We start from the raw sequence: 19,325 nt of genomic DNA, 5'->3' as shown, positions 1-19,325 counted from the left end.
AAGCTTAATGGAAATACATTTTGCATCGTCACAAAATACAGGATGCATATTTTTTATGAATGGAGGAGTTGTTAATGAAGTTATACGACAGTGGCATTTATCTGGTGAACGGTCATGACATCGTTGAAGAAGGCAGTATGAACCAGCCGGTATCCAGAGAAGAAGCAGCCGGAAATACAATGGCATACAGAATTCTGGATGCACATAATACATCCGGAAATATGGAAAAGCTTCAGATTAAATTTGATAAGCTGACATCTCATGATATCACCTTTGTTGGTATTATTCAAACAGCACGTGCATCAGGACTCGAGAAATTCCCGGTTCCCTATGTACTGACAAACTGTCATAACTCTCTTTGTGCAGTAGGCGGTACGATCAATGAAGATGATCATATGTTTGGACTTACCTGTGCGAAGAAATATGGCGGAGTTTATGTACCTCCTCATCAGGCTGTTATCCACCAGTTTGCACGCGAAATGCTGGCAGGGGGTGGCAAGATGATTCTTGGTTCAGACAGCCATACCCGTTATGGTGCACTTGGTACCATGGCTATGGGCGAAGGCGGCGGAGAACTTGTAAAACAGCTTCTTTCCCAGACATATGATATTAATATGCCAGGCGTTGTGGCAATCTATCTGAAAGGTGAACCACGTCCGGGAGTAGGCCCGCAGGACGTTGCACTTGCAATCATCGGCAAAGTATTCGCAAACGGCTATGTTAAGAATAAAGTTATGGAATTCGTAGGACCTGGTGTTGCAGGACTGAGCGCTGATTTCCGTATCGGTGTGGACGTTATGACAACAGAGACTACATGTCTTTCCTCTATCTGGCAGACAGATGAAAAGATTGAAGAATTCTATGAGATCCATGGCAGAAAAGAAGATTACAAAGAACTGAAACCGGGTAAAGTGGCTTATTATGACGGCTGCGTAGAAGTTGATTTAAGCGAAATCAAACCAATGATCGCAATGCCGTTCCATCCGAGCAACACCTATACCATCGATGAACTGAAAGCAAATCTTTACGACATTCTGGATGATGTTGAGAAAAAAGCACAGATCAGCCTTGATGGCAAAGTTCCATATACTCTGAAAGACAAAGTGATCGACGGAAAGCTTTATGTAGAGCAGGGAATCATCGCAGGATGTGCAGGCGGTGGTTTCGAAAATATTTGTGCAGCAGCTGACATTCTTCGTGGCGCAAGCATCGGATCAGATGCATTTACACTCAGCGTATATCCGGCAAGTACTCCGATCTATATGGAACTTGCAAGAAACGGTGTCCTTGCAGATCTCCTTGCTACAGGTGCTGTTGTTAAGACTGCATTCTGCGGACCATGCTTTGGCGCAGGCGATACACCGGCAAATAATGCATTCAGTATCCGTCATACGACCAGAAACTTCCCGAACCGTGAAGGATCTAAAGTTCAGAACGGACAGATTTCTTCTGTTGCTCTCATGGATGCAAGATCTATCGCAGCAACAGCAGCAAATAAAGGTTTCCTGACTTCAGCAGAAGAATTTAACGGAAACTACACACATCAGAAATACTTCTTCGACAAGACGATTTATGAGAATCGTATTTTTGACAGCAAGGGTGTTGCGGATCCGAGCGTGGAGATCCAGTTTGGACCAAACATCAAAGACTGGCCGAAGATGCCTGCACTGGCAGATAATCTTGTGCTGAAAGTTGTATCTGAGATCCATGATCCGGTTACAACAACGGATGAGCTGATCCCGTCAGGTGAAACTTCCTCCTTCCGTTCCAATCCGCTCGGACTGGCTGAGTTTACTCTGTCCCGTAAAGATCCGGCATACGTTGGACGTGCAAAGGAAATCCAGAAAGCACAGAAAGCTCTGGAGGCAGGAGAATGTCCGGCAGAGACAGTCCCAGAACTGAAGCCTGTTATGGAAACCATTAAGAAACAGTTTGCAGGTATCAGCAATGAGAACATCGGTATCGGAAGTACGATTTTTGCAGTAAAACCTGGTGATGGTTCTGCACGTGAGCAGGCAGCTTCCTGTCAAAAGGTTCTTGGCGGATGGGCAAATATCGCCAACGAATATGCAACGAAGCGTTATCGCTCCAACCTGATCAACTGGGGTATGCTTCCGTTCCTGATCCCGCAGGGAGATCTTCCGTTTGAGAACGGGGACTACCTGTTCTTCCCTGAGGTTCGAGGAGCTGTTGCAGACAAAGCGGACAGTATCACAGGTTATGTAGTAAAAGAAGACGGACTGAAAGAGTTCCAGGTAACTCTGGGTGAACTGACTGACGATGAGCGTGAGATCATCCTGAAAGGCTGTCTGATCAATTACAACAGAGGATAATATATATTGCTATAAAGACGACAGGACACCATCCATACAGCTCCGCAAATACCATTGCGTCTGCTATGTGATACATGCGCTTATAATCTGCCAGTCGCTCGAACTCGCTTACGCTCAGACAGCGAGCTTGGTGGTAGAAGCTAAGCATGTATCGCATAACGCAGTACTCATAAGTATTTGCGGTTTCTGTATGAATGGTGTTCTGTCTGTTTATTAGTATGGGGAAAGAAGGGTGACCGGTATGGGGACGAGAAGGAAAAGACGGAGCAGGATAAATTGTCAGAAAACAATATATAATACGAAAAATACACAATATAAATATACTACAAATAATGAAATAAATAATAATTATGAGAAAAATATAAAAAAGCGTTGACAAATGCGGTGGACGGTGATATTATAATGACATCAAAAGAAAACAAGAGAAAAATAAATCAAACAAAATAAAAAATCATTCAATTCATAGTATAAATAAACGTTACATGAAAGGAATGAAATCAAAAAGAAAGGGTAAGGTGATACCGTTGGGACACTAGCCACACATCATATCAATATGAGAAGTGACAGAGATTGAGTTTCCTGCAAGAAAGACCTGATACATAAATTATCCATTATTTATAACGATCATTACAGAACACTCGAAAGAAATATTTAAAATATTACCTGGTGAACAGGACTTTCCGAAAGTAATGAATCATACAAAACGTATTACAGGTATATAGAATCGATCACTCATATTGAATAACTGTCACGAACCTGATACAAAGAATTTTAGAAATGTGTAAAGAAACATTTTTAAAAGTTGAGATCCAGATGATGTGAGTTATATGAATCGAAGCTTTGCATCAGAAGAATATCTTCTCACAAAAGATATTACATCAGAAATTAATGGGGTCTTATTCCCGATGAAAACAGTTCGAAATTTAAGAAGTTAAGTTTGGAGTTGCTCTAATCAGAAGGAAAAGATACTTTCATATTTCTAAATTAAATTATAATCCGTAAATTATAATTTAAACTCTATCAACTTTCTAAATGAACCGAATGATAAAAATCATCTCGTTTGTGAGCAGGAAATTACAAGAAACCAAAAGACACAATATCAGATAAAAAGATAATTAATAAATATAAAAACTAAATACAGATAATTGAATGAAGTATACTAAAAGAGGTATCAAAGATTTCAATTAGTAAACAAGACGATAAGTTTTGAAAGAACAAAGAGGTTAATTAAAATTGAATAGCGAAGATTGTTAAGACGGTCATCATTTTAGATTATGAGAAGTAAATTATAAGAAAAAGTGATGACCGTCTTACTGTTGTGTAAAGATGATTTTTACGTTATACTCTCCATAGAAAGTGCGGTAAGCGCTAAAGGAGAGCTTTTTTTATGTGGAATAATATAGAAGATATGATTTTATATGAGGATAGAGATATTATTGTCTGTCACAAAGTGGCAGGTATTGCCGTACAGAGTGCGAGAATCGGGATGCCGGATATGGAAAGTACTCTGAAAAATTATCTGGCATCAAAAAAAACAGGGACAATGCCATATCTGGGGATTGTTCATCGTCTGGATCAGCCGGTGGAAGGGGTGCTTGTTTTTGCAAAAAATAAAAGGGCGGCTGCCGGGCTGACAGGTCAGATTACATCAGGAAGCGTTACGAAGGAGTATCTTGCCGTAACAGATCAGAAACCGGAGAATGTGCAGGGACATCTGGAGGATTATCTGAAGAAAGACGGAAAAACAAATACATCTGCAGTAGTTACATCAAAAACCGATAGGGCAAAAAAAGCAGTTCTGGATTATGAAGTACTTAATGAAGTTTCAGATGAGCGGACTTCGACCGGTAAAAGAATTTTGGTCAGGATACAGCTGGGAACAGGCCGCCATCATCAGATCAGGGTACAGATGGCACATGCCGGAATGTCGCTTCTCGGAGATCGAAAATATAATCCGGAGGATTCTTCAGGACTTCCGCTGGGACTGTGTTCCTGTCATCTTGTGTTCCGACATCCGGTCACAGGAAAGAAGTTGGAATTTCAGGTAACTCCGAAAGGAGAATGTTTTGCAGATTTCCCAAATATCTGAATCAGAATATAGTGAAATTGCCGTATTTTCTTCGAAAAAATGAAAAAACTATGAAATCTATAGACGGAAAAATGAAAATGTGTATAATGTAGAAAAGAATCGCATTGATGTAAAATTTATAGTAGAAAAGAGGAAAATACAATGAAAAAAGCAGCTATTGCGGTGCTTTTTCTTGCCGGTGCAGTCGTAGCGGCAGGCGAGAGTGGTAAGATGGGCGGCTTTGGTAATTTTATTTCAGATGTGCAGGCCGAAGATGAACTGTCTGAAAGTGATAAAGACCAGAAAGAGATTATAGAAGAGTCAGATACTACAGAGGAGGACAGAGTCGCTGCTATTGATACTTCAATCACACTTGGTGCAGGCAGCAGAATTGCAGTTGTGAGCAAGGCTACAGATGGAGAATATTGGAAACTTGTCCGTAAGGGAATGGAAGATGCAGTTAAGGATATTAATAAAGCCTATGAGTTTTCATCCGATGATGAAATTTCTATGACTTTCGAGGGGCCTTCGGATGAGCAGGATATTGAAACTCAGGTTAATACGCTCGATGCGGTAATTGCAGAGAATCCTACCGTCTTGTGCATGTCAGCCGGAGATATTGAATCCTGTCAGGCACAGCTTGAGGCGTCCAGTGAGAATGGCATTCCGGTTGTAGTTTTTGATTCCAATGTCAGTGACGATGAGCTGGTGGCAGCGTTCCGTGGTACAGATAATGCATATGCAGGAAAACTTGCGGCAGAAAAACTTGTGGATGCAATCGGAGAAAACGGTAAGATTGCAGTATTTTCTGCACAGGAAAAAACAGAGAGCTCACAGAAACGTGTCGAGGGATTTAAGGAAGCGTTGGCAGATTACGAGGGAATCTCAATTGTAAGTGAGTTATATACCGATAAGGTCAAAGATATGTCAGAGGCAATGGCAGATGTGCTGAAACGTTACCCGGATCTGGACGGAGTATTCTGTACCAATGAAGATGTTGCGGATATGTATCTCGGACTGGATAAAGGAGAGAATGTACCGGTTATGGTCGGTGTAGATGCGACAAGCGTACAGCAGAAGGCAATCTCGGATGGACAGGAGCTTGGAACCGTATCACAGGATCCATATGATATCGGCTATCAGACGATCATAGCTGCAGCACAGGCTATGTCTACAGATCCGGCACAGGCGGCTTCTGTAGAAAAAAATGTTCTGCTTGAGCCGAAATGGATTGACGCGTCTAATATTGATGATGCGTCAAACGGCAATTATCTGTACAGCAAATAAAAGAGAATATACGCAGGATGACGTGATATGATATGTAAGAGAAAAGTTAATCCTGATATCCGACAGGGACAGTTCACATTGGACTGTCCCTGTGTTATAATGAAAAAGATTGAATTGAAATAAAAAGCAACTTCGATCAAAGTATGTTATGGCAAAACAGAGGAGGAAATTTTTTGAAAGAAAGAGAAACATTTGGATCAAGACTTGGTTTTATTCTGGTTTCCGCAGGATGTGCCGTAGGGCTTGGAAACGTATGGAAGTTTCCATATATGACAGGAAAATATGGCGGGGCAGCTTTTATCCTGATCTATCTGGTATTTCTGGTGCTGCTGGGTCTGCCGATCCTTGTAAGCGAGTTTGCTGTAGGACGAAGCAGCAGATTAAGTACAGCGAGAGCATTTCACAAACTGGAGCCGGAGGGTTCCAATTTCCATAAATACAGTTATATGGGAATGATCGGTAACTATATGCTGATGATGTTTTATACCATGGTCGCCGGCTGGATGATGTATTACTGTTATGTTATGGCAACCGGTAAGCTGAGTGGAGCATCTTCTGATGAGGTCAGTGGGTTCTTTTCCAATCTGATGACATCGACAGGTACTATGACCGGCTGGATGATCGCAGCAGTTCTTCTTGCATTTGGAGTATGTTCACTTGGACTTAAGAACGGAATCGAGCGCATCACGAAGGTGATGATGATCTGTCTTTTTGCACTGATCGTTGTGCTGGCAGTTCATTCTGTGACACTTGACGGTGCAATGGAAGGTGTGAAATTTTATCTGGTGCCAAACCTTGACAACATCCGTGCGGCAGGTCTCGGAAATGTGATCTTCGGTGCACTTTCTCAGGCATTCTTCACATTAAGCATTGGTATCGGTGCGATGGAAATCTTCGGAAGCTACATGGGTAAGGAATGTACGCTTGCAGGCGAAAGTGTCAATATTCTGATCCTTGATACATTTGTAGCGTTGATGGCTGGATTGATCATCATTCCGGCATGTTTTGCATTTGGTGTAGAGCCGGGGGCAGGTCCGGGACTTGTATTTATCACACTGCCAAACGTGTTTAACCAGATGGCAGGCGGAAGACTCTGGGGAGCTTTGTTCTTCCTGTTTATGTCTTTTGCGGCACTGTCTACGGTCATTGCTGTATTTGAGAATATCCTGTCCTTTGCAATGGATCTGTGGGGATGGAAGCGTAACAAGGCAGTTGTGTTTAATATTGTACTGATCATCATTCTTTCCATGCCGGCAATCCTCGGATTCGGACCATGGTCCGGTATCCAGATTCTCGGTGAAGGAACCAACATCATGGATCTTGAGGACTTTATCATTTCCAATAATATCCTGCCGCTTGGTTCTGTAGTTTTCGTCATTTTCTGTGCATCGAAGAATGGATGGGGATGGGACAATTTTATCAAAGAAGCCAACACAGGATCAGGACTGAAATTTCCGAAATTTATTAGAAACTACATGCTCTGGGTGATTCCGGCAGTTGTTGCGGTTATTTATCTGAAAGGATACTATGATATGTTCCAGCCGAAAGGAATGAATTATCTGGTTCCGTGGATGATCATCGGTCTTGCAATGCTTGTTCTTATCGGATGGATTTCCTTCGGGCACAGCAAAAAGAAATAAAATTAGAGGAGGCACAATTATGATAGCAGAAAAAATGAAACCTTTTGTCCAGAACAACTCAGCGATCCGCATGATGTTCGAGGAAGGAAATCGTCTCCGTGCAAAATACGGCGCAGACAAAGTATATGATTTCAGTCTTGGAAATCCGAGTGTTCCGGCACCGGACTGTGTACGTGAGGCAATCATTGATCTCGTAAATAACGAAGAACCGACAGTCCTTCACGGATATATGAACAATGCTGGTTTTGAGGATGTCAGAGAGACCATTGCGCAGTCTCTGAACCGCCGCTTCGGAACCACTTTTTCTGCACATAATCTGATCATGACCGTTGGAGCTGCCAGCGGTCTGAATGTCATCCTCAAGACGATCCTGAATCCGGGTGAGGAAGTGATCGTTTTTGCACCGTATTTCCTGGAATATGGTGCATATGTACGTAACTATGACGGCAAGCTTGTGGAAATCTCTCCGAATACCGAGACTTTCCAGCCGAATCTGAAAGAACTGGAAGAAAAGCTCAACGCCAACACCCGGGCTGTGATCGTAAATACACCACATAATCCTACGGGTGTTGTTTATTCCGAAGAGACGATTAAAGAGCTTGCTGCAATCCTTGAGAAGAAACAGGAGGAATTTGGTTCCGTCATCTATCTGATCTCTGATGAGCCATACAGAGAACTGGCATACGATGGTGTGGAAGTTCCTTATCTGACAAAATACTATAAGAATACAGTTGTAGGATATTCCTACAGCAAATCTCTGTCCCTTCCGGGCGAGCGTATCGGTTATCTGGTTATCCCGGATGAGCTTGAGGACAGTGCGACCGTGATCACGGCAGCAGCGATCGCCAACCGTGTACTCGGAAGTGTCAATGCACCATCTCTGATGCAGAAAGTCATCCAGAAATGCGTGGACGCAGAGGTAGATGTGGCTGCTTATGACCGCAACCGTCTGGCACTTTACAATGGACTGAAAGAATGTGGTTTCGAGTGTATCAAACCGCAGGGAGCTTTTTACCTGTTCGTAAAATCTCCGGTCGCAGACGAAAAGCAGTTCTGTGAAGCCGGAAAGAAATACAATATTCTGATGGTACCGGGAAGTTCTTTTTCCTGCCCGGGCTATGTAAGACTGGCATATTGTGTATCCTATGACACAATTCAGAATTCCCTGCCGGAATTTAAGAAGCTTGCAGCAGAATTCGGCCTGAACTAAATTAAGGGAGGAAACTCATGGCGGATGGGCGTCGGCGGCAAAAGACCGTTCCGAGATACTGGTAACGTATGTACAGGTACTTGGACAGGCCAATGTACATAGCCGAAGAATTTACCTTGATGGATTTGATCCGGACAAAGCTTACCGTCTGGAAGGTACAGACGAAGTGTACAATGGTGAAATGTTGATGAAGATGGGATTTTTGATGAGAGATTTCAGAGGGGATTTCCAGAGCAGACTGTATCATTTCGTTGCAGAATAAAGCAAAAAAACTGCCATGCAGGCAGAAATAAAACAGACGCAGGAGCTGACGATGATGTCGATGCCCCTGCGTTTTCTGTATACCAAAGTATGCAAGCGAAGTTGACGGTGGTGCGTCTGCTGATCAGATTCTATCGATTTTTTTGCGGATATCCAGCATTTTCTGGTCCAGTTCGGAGATTACAGAAGCACATCTCTGTAATTCCTCGTTGATGACAGCGGCCTGTTTCTGACCTCTTTTATAGCGAAGCTGATGATCGAGATTTGCCCAGTAATCCATGGCGGCTGTGCGAAGCTGCAGTTCGACTTTGATCCACTGGCTTTCATTCTGGAATGGCATAGCGACCTCAAGAATCAGATGCAGACTCTGATAGCCGGATTTCTTTGGCTCTTTGATATAGTCCTTTGTCTTGATGATACGGATATCCTGTTGTTTCTCGATCAGTTCCGCGACTTTATAAATATCATCTACATAAGAACAAACGGCACGCACGCCGATCAGGTCATTGATTTTTTCCAACGCCTGAGCGAAGTTCAGATCCAGTTCCTTTTTCTGCATTTTTTTGCAGACGCTGTCATAGCTTTTGAGCCTTCCCGTCGTCATCTGGATAAAGCTCCGGTTATATTTCATCAGTAAAAAAGTATTGATAATTTCCAGTTTGGTCATCATAAGGTTGATGGCACATTGTCCTTTGATGCTGAATTCCCCGTCAGTCAGCATGTTTTTTAAAAGTTCTTTTTTCTTCAATTTCTGTCTTTCTTCCTCTAACTGTATCAAAGTAAAATTTTCAGTCGTGTAAGTTTCAGTCGTTCGTAATGTATTGCAGGTTCCCATGAAAATACTCCTTCTGTAATAAATCTGTAAGTGTTTTGTGTTAAATCAACGTAAAATAAGAAAAGTGATGGAAAATCACAGATTCCTTATTTTCGTTTCCCATCAATTAATGTATGAAAGCAGATGGAAAAATATGACAAAAATGACTATGGGCATCGGATATAGACTCCGGCAGGATTGCAGAGATGCGCAGAAGAAGTCAATTTGTAGAATCTATAGAAAAACAGAGAAGATACATGAAAGAATTCGGTTAAAATTTTAACAAATTACAGATTGACAAATGATTAACAAATCCGTATAATAAGCACATATCAATCATTGATAAATAATTAACGTTAATCAATTAACAGAATTGTTTATCGGACTAAATTATAAGGATCATATCATAAGAGGAAAAACAGGAGGATTCAGAAATGGCAAAGAAAGAAACCCACATCCCGGCAATCATTGACACTCCGGAAGCACTGGAAGCAAAGATCGCTGCGATGAAAGAAGCACAGAAACTTTTCGCCACTTACACACAGGAGCAGGTAGACAAGATCTTCAAAGCTGCTGCAACGGCTGCTGACAAAGCGCGTATCCCGCTTGCAAAAGCAACTGTAGAAGAAACAGGAATGGGTATTGTTGAAGATAAAGTCATCAAAAATCACTATGCATCTGAATACATCTACAATGCATACAAAAACACAAAGACCTGTGGTGTGATCGAAGAAGATCCGGTTTACGGAATCAAGAAAATTGCAGAACCGATCGGACTGATCGCAGCAGTTATCCCGACTACAAACCCGACTTCCACCGCAATCTTCAAAACTCTGATCGCGCTGAAGACAAGAAATGCAATCATCATCAGCCCACATCCGCGTGCAAAAGGAAGCACTATCGAAGCTGCCAAAGTTGTGCTTGAAGCAGCAGTGAAAGCAGGCGCACCGGAAGGCATCATCGGATGGATCGACGTACCGAGTCTGGAACTTACCAACATGGTAATGAAAGAAGCAGACATCATCCTTGCAACAGGCGGTCCTGGAATGGTTAAGGCAGCATATTCCTCCGGAAAACCGGCACTTGGTGTTGGAGCCGGAAACACACCGGTTATCATTGATGATACTGCCGATATCCGTCTTGCAGTAAACTCCATCATCCACTCCAAAACATTTGACAATGGTATGATCTGTGCATCCGAACAGTCTGTAACAGTTCTGGAAGGTGTATATAAAGCAGTAAAAGAAGAGTTCCAGTACAGAGGATGCTATTTCCTTAAGAAAGACGAAATCGAAAAAGTAAGAAAAACAATTCTGATCAACGGCGCACTGAATGCAAAGATCGTTGGACAGAAAGCAGCTACGATCGCTGAGATGGCAGGTATAAAAGTTCCTGCAGAAACCAAGATCCTGATCGGTGAAGTAGAATCTGTAGACATCAGTGAAGAATTTGCGCATGAGAAACTGTCTCCGGTACTTGCCATGTACAAAGCAAAAACATTTGATGAAGCAATTGCAAAAGCAGAACAGCTCGTAGCTGACGGCGGATACGGACATACATCTTCCCTTTACATCAATGTAAATGAGAAAGAAAAAATGGCAAAACATGCAGCAGCCATGAAGACCTGCCGTATCCTGATCAACACTCCTTCTTCTCAGGGTGGTATTGGAGACCTTTATAACTTCAAACTTGTTCCGTCCCTGACACTGGGCTGCGGTTCCTGGGGAGGAAACTCCGTATCCGAAAATGTTGGTGTAAAACACCTGATCAATATCAAAACTGTTGCTGAGAGGAGAGAGAACATGCTCTGGATGAGAACCCCGGAAAAAGTTTACTTCAAAAAAGGCTGCCTGCCGGTTGCTCTGGATGAGCTGAAAAACGTAATGGGCAAGAAACGCTGCTTCATCGTTACAGACTCCTTCCTTTACAAGAACGGTTATACAAAGAAAATAGAAGACAAACTTGATGAAATGGGCATCGTGCATACCTGCTTCTCTGATGTAGAACCGGATCCGTCTCTCGCTTCTGCAAGAGCCGGTGCTGCAGCAATGCGTGCATTCGAGCCGGACTGCATCATCGCTATGGGTGGTGGATCTGCAATGGATGCCGGTAAGATCATGTGGGTGCTTTATGAAAATCCGGATGCAGATTTTGATGATATGGCAATGGATTTCATGGATATCCGTAAGAGAATTTACACATTCCCGAAAATGGGTAAAAAAGCGTACTTCATCGCCGTACCGACATCTTCCGGTACCGGTTCTGAGGTAACACCTTTTGCCATTATCACAGATAAAGAAACAGGAATAAAATGGCCGCTGGCTGATTACGAGCTGATGCCTGATATGGCAATCGTTGATACAGATAACATGATGAGTGCACCGAAAGGACTGACAAGTGCTTCCGGTATCGATGTTATGACACATGCGATCGAAGCATATGTTTCTATGATGGCATCTGACTACACAGACGGACTTGCACTTCGTGCCATCAAACTTGTATTTGATTATCTGCCGAGAGCATACAGAGACGGTAATGATGTAGAGGCAAGAGACCATATGGCAAACGCTTCCTGTATGGCAGGTATGGCCTTTGCAAATGCATTTCTCGGAGTAAACCACTCTCTGGCTCACAAACTGGGTGCTTTTCACCACATTCCTCACGGAATCGCAAATGCTCTGGTACTTACAGATGTTATGCGTTATAATGCAGCAGAAGTTCCGACCAAGATGGGTACTTTCCCGCAGTATCAGTATCCGAAGACACTGGCACGTTACGCAGAGATCGGCCGCTTCGTAGGACTGACAGGAAAAGACGACAATGAAGTATTTGAAAAACTTCTGGAGAAACTGGAAGAACTCAAAAAAATCATTGAGATCAAACCTACGATCAAAGATTACAACGTAGATGAAAAATATTTCCTGGAGACTCTGGATGAGATGAGCGAACAGGCCTTCAACGACCAGTGCACCGGCGCAAACCCGAGATATCCACTGATTGCAGAGTTGAAAGAAATCTACCTGAAAGCATACTACGGTAAATAAGCAGGATAAGCCTTCGTTTTCTTCCATAAAAATATTATAAGCAGCGACAGCCCCGGCGTTACAGGAACGTGATGCCGGGGCTGTTGTTTTAACAACAGGAGAAATATTGTAACAAAATTAAGAATCTATGTATTGCAAGTGGCAGGATATGGGTGTTACAATAAACACCAATGACAATGTTAACATAGAAACAGAACTTATATAGTAACGCTTTTCTGGTTATATATAAGAAAAAGAAGCAATAGCTTCAGGAGGCGTGATTATTGAAACATAATGAAAACACAAAATACGTGAAACTTGGTATCACAGGCGCTGCCGTTCTGGCATTTGGATTTGCAACAGCATATATCCTGAATCAAAGTGCAAATATTGCGGCAGGTATCCAGGTTGTATTCAACATTTTGAAACCGTTCCTGTACGGCGCACTGATCGCCTATATCCTTGCACCGATGTGCAACCGGATGGATGAACGCTTTCTGAAATGGTTTCCGAATGCGACAGAGAAAAAGAAAAAGGGGCTGAAATTTCTGTCTATTGCAATTGCGGTTATTCTTGCTGTAACGGTTGTGGTATTGTTGATCATTCTGATCCTTCCGCAGGTATGGGACAGTACAGTGAGGCTTATCCGTATCCTTCCGGCACGAGTTTCCTATGCGAACCGTATGATCGATCAACTATTGAAAGATCAGCCGGAATTGCAGAATTATTTTAATCATTTTTCATCTCAGATGGAAAGTGGACTGAATGATATCCTGAGTGCCAATTCCAGTATGATGCAGACGATTCAGGGAATTGTCAACAATATTACTGTACAGTTGATCGAGGTTTTGAGCGTATTCAAGAATATGTTCCTTGGATTTCTGATCGCAGTATATCTTCTTGCAAGCCGTAAGCTTTTTGGCGCACAGGCGAAGCTTCTGCTTTATGGTGTTTTCCCGAATAAATGGGCAAAGATCATCGAAGAAGAGGTTCGTTATACAGATAAGATGTTTAATGGATTTTTTGTCGGAAAGATTATTGACTCTGCAATCATCGGTCTGATCTGCTTTGCGGGAACAACTCTGCTGGGATTTGAATCCGCTGCATTTATCAGTGTTGTGATCGGAGTGACGAACATCATTCCGTTTTTCGGGCCGTTTATCGGTGCAATCCCATGCGCATTATTACTGCTTCTGGGAACTCATCCGTGGGATGCTCTGTATTTCCTGATATTTATTGTGATTCTGCAGCAGATTGATGGGAATATCATCGGACCGAAGATTCTCGGAAATACAACGGGTGTATCCAGTTTCTGGGTATTGTTTTCCATCCTTTTATTCGGAGGTCTATGGGGAATTGTCGGTATGGTGATCGCGGTTCCGCTCTTTGGTGTCATTTATGATATTGTACGTAAGCTTACTGCACGTGGACTGGAACGAAATCAGCGGGAAGACATACTGCAGGAATACAATAAAGAATTTCATGAGAAAAAAGAAGAGACGAAGAAGAAATCAAAGCCTTCTGTCAGTGATAAAATCAATAAACAGATTAATGAGTACATTAATAAAAATGTAAATAATAAATAAGATATACAAAAGGAAACCCCATGGGCAGATTGCTCATGGGGTTTTATGCGCCCTAAAATACTGTTTTTGATTTTGCTCAGAGAAATTACTGTTTACGGAAAGCAGCACGTTTTCTTTCTCTTGGATCAAGGATTCTCTTACGGATACGGAGACTTTCCGGTGTTACCTCAAGAAGTTCATCCTGATCGATGAATTCAATTGCCTGCTCCAGACTGAGAACTCTCGGAGGTGTCAGCTTCAGAGCTTCATCAGCGGAGGAAGAACGTGTATTAGTCAGATGCTTGGTTTTGCAGACATTCAGCTCGATGTCTTCGGCCTTACCATTCTGTCCGATAACCATACCGCTGTATACTTTTTCTCCAGGCCCTACAAAGAGTGTGCCACGATCCTGAGCGGAGAACAGACCGTAAGCAACTGCCTCACCGGATTCGAATGCGATCAGAGATCCCTGCTTACGATACTGGAAATCTCCCTTGTATGGTGCATATCCGTCAAATGTGGTATTCAGGATACCGGTACCCTTGGTAGAGGTAAGGAACTCACCACGGAAACCGATCAGACCACGGGACGGGATATGGAACTCAAGACGTACGGAGCCATCGCTGGCAGTACTCATTCCCTGAAGTTCACCTTTACGTTCACTTAACTTCTGGATAACTGTACCGGAAAATTCTTCCGGAACATCGACATAAGCAATTTCCATTGGTTCAAGCTTCTTACCGCGTTCATCGATATGATACAGAACTTCCGGCTTGCTTACTGCAAATTCATAACCTTCACGGCGCATGTTCTCAATCAGGACGGAAAGATGAAGTTCTCCACGACCGGAAACTTTGAAGCACTCGGTAGTCTCTGTGTCTTCTACACGAAGGCTGACATCTGTATTCAGCTCACGATACAGACGGTCACGAAGATGGCGGGAAGTGATGTATTTACCTTCCTGTCCTGCAAGAGGGCTGTCATTTACCATGAAGTTCATGGAAAGAGTAGGTTCGGAGATCTTCTGGAACGGGATTGCTTCCGGATTGTCGCCGCCGCAGAGGGTATCACCGATATGGATATCTTCGATACCGGATACAGCTACGATGGAACCGATGGATGCTTCTTTTACTTCGATTTTGTTCAGTCCGTCAAATTCATAAAGTTTGCTGATCTTGACTTTTTTGCGTTTGTCAAGGTCATGATGGTTCAGAAGAGTAAGCTCCTGGTTGACAGCAATCTTACCGTTTTCTACTTTACCGACACCGATACGTCCGACATATTCGTTGTAGTCGATGGTGCTGATCAGCACCTGTGTGTCAGCGTCCGGATCACCTTCCGGTGCAGGGATATATTTCAGAATGGTCTCAAACAGCGGAGCCATGTTTTCCGGTGTATCTGCAAGGTCAAGAACTGCATGGCCTGCTTTTGCAGATGCATACAGGAACGGGCAGTCAAGCTGCTCATCAGAGGCTTCCAGATCCATGAGAAGTTCCAGAACTTCATCAATAACTTCTTCCGGACGTGCTTCCGGACGGTCGATCTTGTTGATGCAGACGATGACGTGAAGGTCAAGCTCCAGTGCTTTACGGAGAACAAATTTGGTCTGAGGCATAGCACCCTCGAATGCATCTACGAGAAGAATAACGCCATCGACCATTTTCAGAACACGCTCTACCTCACCACCGAAATCAGCATGTCCAGGTGTGTCGATGATGTTGATTTTGACTCCTTTGTAATGGACAGCAGTATTTTTAGATAAAATAGTAATTCCACGTTCACGCTCGATGTCATTGGAGTCCATGACACGTTCCTGAACTTCCTGATTTTCACGGAATACACCGCTCTGTTTCAGTAACTGGTCTACCAGAGTAGTTTTACCATGATCGACATGTGCAATGATGGCAACGTTGCGTACGTCTTCGCGTTTGGTATTCATAAAATCGAAATCCTTTCTTTAATTACTTCTATATTAATGTGTTTTTTGCATAGTACGATATTTCAGTTTACCACATTTTTCGCAGATTACAAGGAAATCCTGAAAAAATTTTTTATTTTAAAGTTTTGGTTCTAAACCTTCATGGGTGTTCATAGTCTAGTATAGACAAAATACCCAAAGAGGAAGGAGAACAACATTATGGCAGACAAAATCATCGAAAACAATCAGGTATCAATCATGGGGAAAATTGATACAGGCTTTACATTCAGTCATCAGGTTTTTGGCGAGGGCTTTTATACAATGGAAATCCTTGTACGCAGACTGAGTGATTCCGAGGACCGGATTCCGGTCATGGTTTCCGAGAGGCTTCTGGATGTAACGCAGGATTACACCGGTGAGTATATTGAGATTCAGGGACAGTTTCGTTCGTACAACCGTCATGAAGAGAAACATAACCGGCTTGTCCTTTCGGTATTTGCAAGAGAACTGAAATTTGTGGAAGAGGACGAGGAAACGGTTCCGCTGAACCAGATCTTTCTGGATGGCTATATCTGCAAGCCGCCTGTATACAGAAGGACCCCTCTCGGAAGAGAGATTGCGGATATGCTTCTTGCAGTCAACCGTCCGTATGGCAAGTCGGATTACATACCATGTATCTGCTGGGGCAGAAATGCGCGATATGCTTCGGCTTTCACAGTAGGAGGACATGTACTTCTGTGGGGAAGAATCCAGAGCCGCGAATACATGAAACGTACCGGGGAAAATCAGACAGAGAGGCGGATCGCCTATGAAGTATCTGTAAGCAAACTGGAGTATATTGATTAAGAAGGGATAAGACTGGACAGAGAAGTTCAGGTATTGCTTTTTTGGCTGAACTGCGGTAAGATAAAACCAATAATGCGAATTATATGAGTGCCGCCCTTATGGGCGGTGTTTATCAACATTAAGAGGAAGTATTATGGAAAAAGAATTAACAGAAGTGTACTGCGGAAACGGTAAGGGCAAGACTGCACTGGCAATCGGTCAGAGCCTCCGTGTGGCAACGCAGGGAAAAAGCGTGATCGTGATCCAGTTTCTGAAAGGAAGAGAGACACATTCACTTGATTTTCTGCAGGATGTGGACAATCTGGACTTCAAGATTTTTCGCTTTGAGAAGAGAGACTGCTGTTATGAAGACCTGACAGAGGAAGAAAAGGCTGAAGAGAAGTCAAACATTTTAAATGGTCTTAATTTTGCACGTAAGGTAATTGCGACGCAGGAATGTGATTTTCTGTTACTGGATGAGATTCTTGGACTTCTGGACTGTGGGATTGCGACAGTGGATGGGATCATTGATATGCTGAAGCAGAAGGATGAATCTATGCACATCGTAATGACGGGCTGGAACTTTCCGGAGAAATTAAGACCTTACGTAGATGTGATCACTACATTAAATACGGAAGAAACTCATCCGCTTGACGGCGAATGAATACAATAAATTACAGAAGAATGAAGGAGGAGTTCTAATGGCAATTTTTAAAGGTGCAGGTGTTGCAATCGTTACACCTATGTATGATGACGGAAAGGTGAACTACGATAAACTTGAAGAACTGCTTGAGTATCAGATTGCAAACAGCACAGACGCAATCATTATCTGCGGTACTACAGGCGAATCTTCAACGATGACTCACGGGGAGCATTTAAAGACAATCAAATTCGCAATTGATAAGGTAAACAAACGTGTGCCGGTCATTGCAGGAACAGGTTCCAACTGTACAGAGACTGCGATCATGATGTCAAAAGAAGCTGCGTCTTATGGTGCAGATGCACTGCTTGTCGTAACTCCTTATTATAATAAAGCTACACAGAAGGGGCTGATCGCTCACTATACTGCAATCGCAAATGCAGTTCCGGAGACACCGATCATCATGTACAACGTACCGAGCCGTACAGGATGCAATATCCAGCCGGCAACAGTAGCTACACTCGTTAAGAATGTCAAGAATATCGTTGGTCTGAAGGCTGCAAGCGGAGATCTTTCTCAGATCGCCAAGACCGTATCTCTTGCAGGTGCAGACCTTGAACTGTATTCCGGAAACGATGATCAGGTACTGCCGATCCTTTCACTTGGCGGACTTGGTGTTATTTCCGTGCTTTCCAACGTTGCTCCGAAGGAAACACATGATATGGTCATGAAATTCATGGAAGGTGATGTTGCAGGTGCTGCTAAGATCCAGATCAATGCAATTCCGCTGATCAATGCATTGTTCTGCGAAGTCAATCCGATTCCGGTCAAGACTGCACTCAACCTTATGGGAATGAATGTAGGACCTCTTCGTATGCCACTCTGCGAGATGGAAGAAAGTAACAAAGAAACTCTGATTAAAGCAATGAAAGATTTCGGTATCAAACTGGCATAAAGACATACGCAGGAGGACAATAAATTATGGTAAAAATCATCATGCACGGATGCTGTGGTCATATGGGACAGGTGATCTCAGACCTCGTAGAAAAAGACACAAATGCTGAGATCGTGGCAGGAATCGATGTCACAGACAAAGGAAACACCAGCTATCCAGTATTTACAGATATTCACGAATGTAAGACAGAAGCAGATGTTCTGATCGATTTTTCTTCTGCAAAAGCAGCAGATGCGCTCCTTGATTACTGTGTAGAGCGTAGTCTTCCGGTAGTGCTCTGTACGACAGGTCTGTCAGAAGAACAGCTTGCAAAAGTAGAAGAGACCGCGAAGAAGATTCCGGTTCTCAAATCAGCAAATATGTCTCTTGGTATCAATACTCTGATGAAGCTGATTCAGGATGCTGCGAAGGTTCTTGCAACTGCAGGATTTGATATGGAAATCGTTGAGAAGCATCATCGCCTGAAACTGGATGCACCGAGCGGAACAGCTCTGGCACTGGCAGACAGTCTGAATGAAGCAATGGATAACCAGTATCATTATGTATATGACAGAAGCCAGAGACGTCAGCAGAGAGACGATAAAGAAATCGGTATTTCTGCAGTACGTGGCGGCACGATCGTCGGAGAACATGAAGTGATCTTTGCCGGTACGGATGAAGTGATCGAGTTTAAGCATACCGCATATTCGAAAGCTATCTTCGGCAAGGGTGCAATTGAAGCGGCGAAATACCTTGCCGGCAAACCGGCAGGACGCTATGATATGGCAGATGTGATCGAAGGCTGAT

Annotated in this window: 13 protein-coding genes and 1 pseudogene; 12 read left to right on the top strand and 2 right to left on the bottom strand. The window is 43.1% G+C overall.

Annotation, left to right across the window (positions count from 1 at the left end):
- Window positions 1-74: 74 nt before the first annotated feature.
- The 6 genes and pseudogenes from BQ7344_RS08240 to BQ7344_RS16800 all read left to right on the top strand — a co-directional run.
- The gene (locus BQ7344_RS08240) at window positions 75-2,333 is read left to right on the top strand and encodes a hydratase (RefSeq protein ID WP_072522193.1); all 2,259 of its coding nucleotides are present in this window, start codon (window positions 75-77) and stop codon (window positions 2,331-2,333) included.
- Window positions 2,334-3,720: 1,387 nt separating this feature from the next.
- A complete protein-coding gene (locus BQ7344_RS08235; protein ID WP_072522192.1) occupies window positions 3,721-4,422 on the top strand; it encodes an RluA family pseudouridine synthase in 702 nt (233 codons plus the stop codon).
- A gap of 141 nt (window positions 4,423-4,563) precedes the next feature.
- Window positions 4,564-5,688 carry a substrate-binding domain-containing protein gene (locus BQ7344_RS08230; RefSeq protein WP_072522191.1) on the top strand — a complete coding sequence of 375 codons (1,125 nt, stop codon included), beginning with the start codon at window positions 4,564-4,566 and terminating at the stop codon, window positions 5,686-5,688.
- 143 nt (window positions 5,689-5,831) lie between these two features.
- Entirely contained in the window at window positions 5,832-7,328 is a 1,497-nt protein-coding gene (locus tag BQ7344_RS08225; protein ID WP_072522190.1) for a sodium-dependent transporter, read from the top strand.
- A gap of 19 nt (window positions 7,329-7,347) precedes the next feature.
- Window positions 7,348-8,538: a pyridoxal phosphate-dependent aminotransferase gene (locus BQ7344_RS08220; RefSeq protein WP_072522189.1), complete on the top strand. Its 1,191-nt coding sequence runs from the start codon at window positions 7,348-7,350 to the stop codon at window positions 8,536-8,538.
- Window positions 8,539-8,572: 34 nt separating this feature from the next.
- Window positions 8,573-8,800 (top strand): annotated as a pseudogene (locus BQ7344_RS16800) (GH36 C-terminal domain-containing protein); the annotation flags it as partial.
- A gap of 123 nt (window positions 8,801-8,923) precedes the next feature.
- Here the strand turns inward: BQ7344_RS16800 and BQ7344_RS08210 are convergent.
- On the bottom strand, window positions 8,924-9,547 hold the full coding sequence (locus BQ7344_RS08210) for a GTP pyrophosphokinase (RefSeq protein ID WP_235816077.1): 624 nt from the start codon (window positions 9,545-9,547) through the stop codon (window positions 8,924-8,926).
- Between the two features lie 500 nt (window positions 9,548-10,047).
- Here BQ7344_RS08210 and adhE point away from each other — a divergent pair, with 500 nt between their 5' ends.
- Complete coding sequence (gene adhE / locus BQ7344_RS08205) at window positions 10,048-12,657, top strand: bifunctional acetaldehyde-CoA/alcohol dehydrogenase (protein ID WP_072522188.1); 2,610 nt, start codon at window positions 10,048-10,050, stop codon at window positions 12,655-12,657.
- Between the two features lie 263 nt (window positions 12,658-12,920).
- Window positions 12,921-14,222, top strand: coding sequence for an AI-2E family transporter (locus tag BQ7344_RS08200; protein WP_083585511.1), 1,302 nt, complete (start codon window positions 12,921-12,923; stop codon window positions 14,220-14,222).
- A gap of 85 nt (window positions 14,223-14,307) precedes the next feature.
- Here BQ7344_RS08200 and typA read toward each other — a convergent pair whose 3' ends face one another.
- Window positions 14,308-16,140, bottom strand: a complete 1,833-nt coding sequence (gene typA / locus BQ7344_RS08195) for a translational GTPase TypA (protein ID WP_015541778.1) — start codon at window positions 16,138-16,140, stop codon at window positions 14,308-14,310.
- A gap of 198 nt (window positions 16,141-16,338) precedes the next feature.
- On the opposite strand from typA, the gene BQ7344_RS08190 reads away from it, so the two are divergent.
- The 4 genes from BQ7344_RS08190 (at window position 16,339) to dapB (ending at window position 19,324) form a co-directional block, all read left to right on the top strand.
- Window positions 16,339-16,965: a single-stranded DNA-binding protein gene (locus BQ7344_RS08190; RefSeq protein ID WP_072522187.1), complete on the top strand. Its 627-nt coding sequence runs from the start codon at window positions 16,339-16,341 to the stop codon at window positions 16,963-16,965.
- 133 nt (window positions 16,966-17,098) lie between these two features.
- Window positions 17,099-17,608 carry a cob(I)yrinic acid a,c-diamide adenosyltransferase gene (locus BQ7344_RS08185; protein WP_072522186.1) on the top strand — a complete coding sequence of 170 codons (510 nt, stop codon included), beginning with the start codon at window positions 17,099-17,101 and terminating at the stop codon, window positions 17,606-17,608.
- A gap of 37 nt (window positions 17,609-17,645) precedes the next feature.
- Entirely contained in the window at window positions 17,646-18,539 is an 894-nt protein-coding gene (gene dapA, locus BQ7344_RS08180; RefSeq protein WP_072522185.1) for a 4-hydroxy-tetrahydrodipicolinate synthase, read from the top strand.
- Between the two features lie 26 nt (window positions 18,540-18,565).
- Window positions 18,566-19,324: a 4-hydroxy-tetrahydrodipicolinate reductase gene (gene dapB, locus BQ7344_RS08175; RefSeq protein ID WP_072522184.1), complete on the top strand. Its 759-nt coding sequence runs from the start codon at window positions 18,566-18,568 to the stop codon at window positions 19,322-19,324.
- The last annotated feature ends 1 nt before the right edge of the window (window position 19,325 follow it).

Source organism: Blautia sp. Marseille-P3087, from assembly GCF_900120195.1.
Classification (GTDB): Bacteria; Bacillota; Clostridia; order Lachnospirales; family Lachnospiraceae; genus Blautia_A.
Note: the sequence above shows the minus strand (reverse complement) of the source record. Positions and strands in the feature narration are given on the sequence as shown.

Excerpts from the sequence above, each read along its gene's own strand:
- BQ7344_RS08240 (WP_072522193.1), top strand. The coding sequence starts at position 75 with ATGAAGTTATACGACAGTGGCATTTATCTGGTGAACGGTCATGACATC.
- BQ7344_RS08235 (WP_072522192.1), top strand. The coding sequence starts at position 3,721 with ATGTGGAATAATATAGAAGATATGATTTTATATGAGGATAGAGATATT.
- BQ7344_RS08230 (WP_072522191.1), top strand. The coding sequence starts at position 4,564 with ATGAAAAAAGCAGCTATTGCGGTGCTTTTTCTTGCCGGTGCAGTCGTA.
- BQ7344_RS08225 (WP_072522190.1), top strand. The coding sequence starts at position 5,832 with ATGTTATGGCAAAACAGAGGAGGAAATTTTTTGAAAGAAAGAGAAACA.
- BQ7344_RS08220 (WP_072522189.1), top strand. The coding sequence starts at position 7,348 with ATGATAGCAGAAAAAATGAAACCTTTTGTCCAGAACAACTCAGCGATC.
- adhE (WP_072522188.1), top strand. The coding sequence starts at position 10,048 with ATGGCAAAGAAAGAAACCCACATCCCGGCAATCATTGACACTCCGGAA.
- typA (WP_015541778.1), bottom strand. The coding sequence starts at position 16,140 with ATGAATACCAAACGCGAAGACGTACGCAACGTTGCCATCATTGCACAT.
- BQ7344_RS08190 (WP_072522187.1), top strand. The coding sequence starts at position 16,339 with ATGGCAGACAAAATCATCGAAAACAATCAGGTATCAATCATGGGGAAA.
- BQ7344_RS08185 (WP_072522186.1), top strand. The coding sequence starts at position 17,099 with ATGGAAAAAGAATTAACAGAAGTGTACTGCGGAAACGGTAAGGGCAAG.
- dapA (WP_072522185.1), top strand. The coding sequence starts at position 17,646 with ATGGCAATTTTTAAAGGTGCAGGTGTTGCAATCGTTACACCTATGTAT.
- dapB (WP_072522184.1), top strand. The coding sequence starts at position 18,566 with ATGGTAAAAATCATCATGCACGGATGCTGTGGTCATATGGGACAGGTG.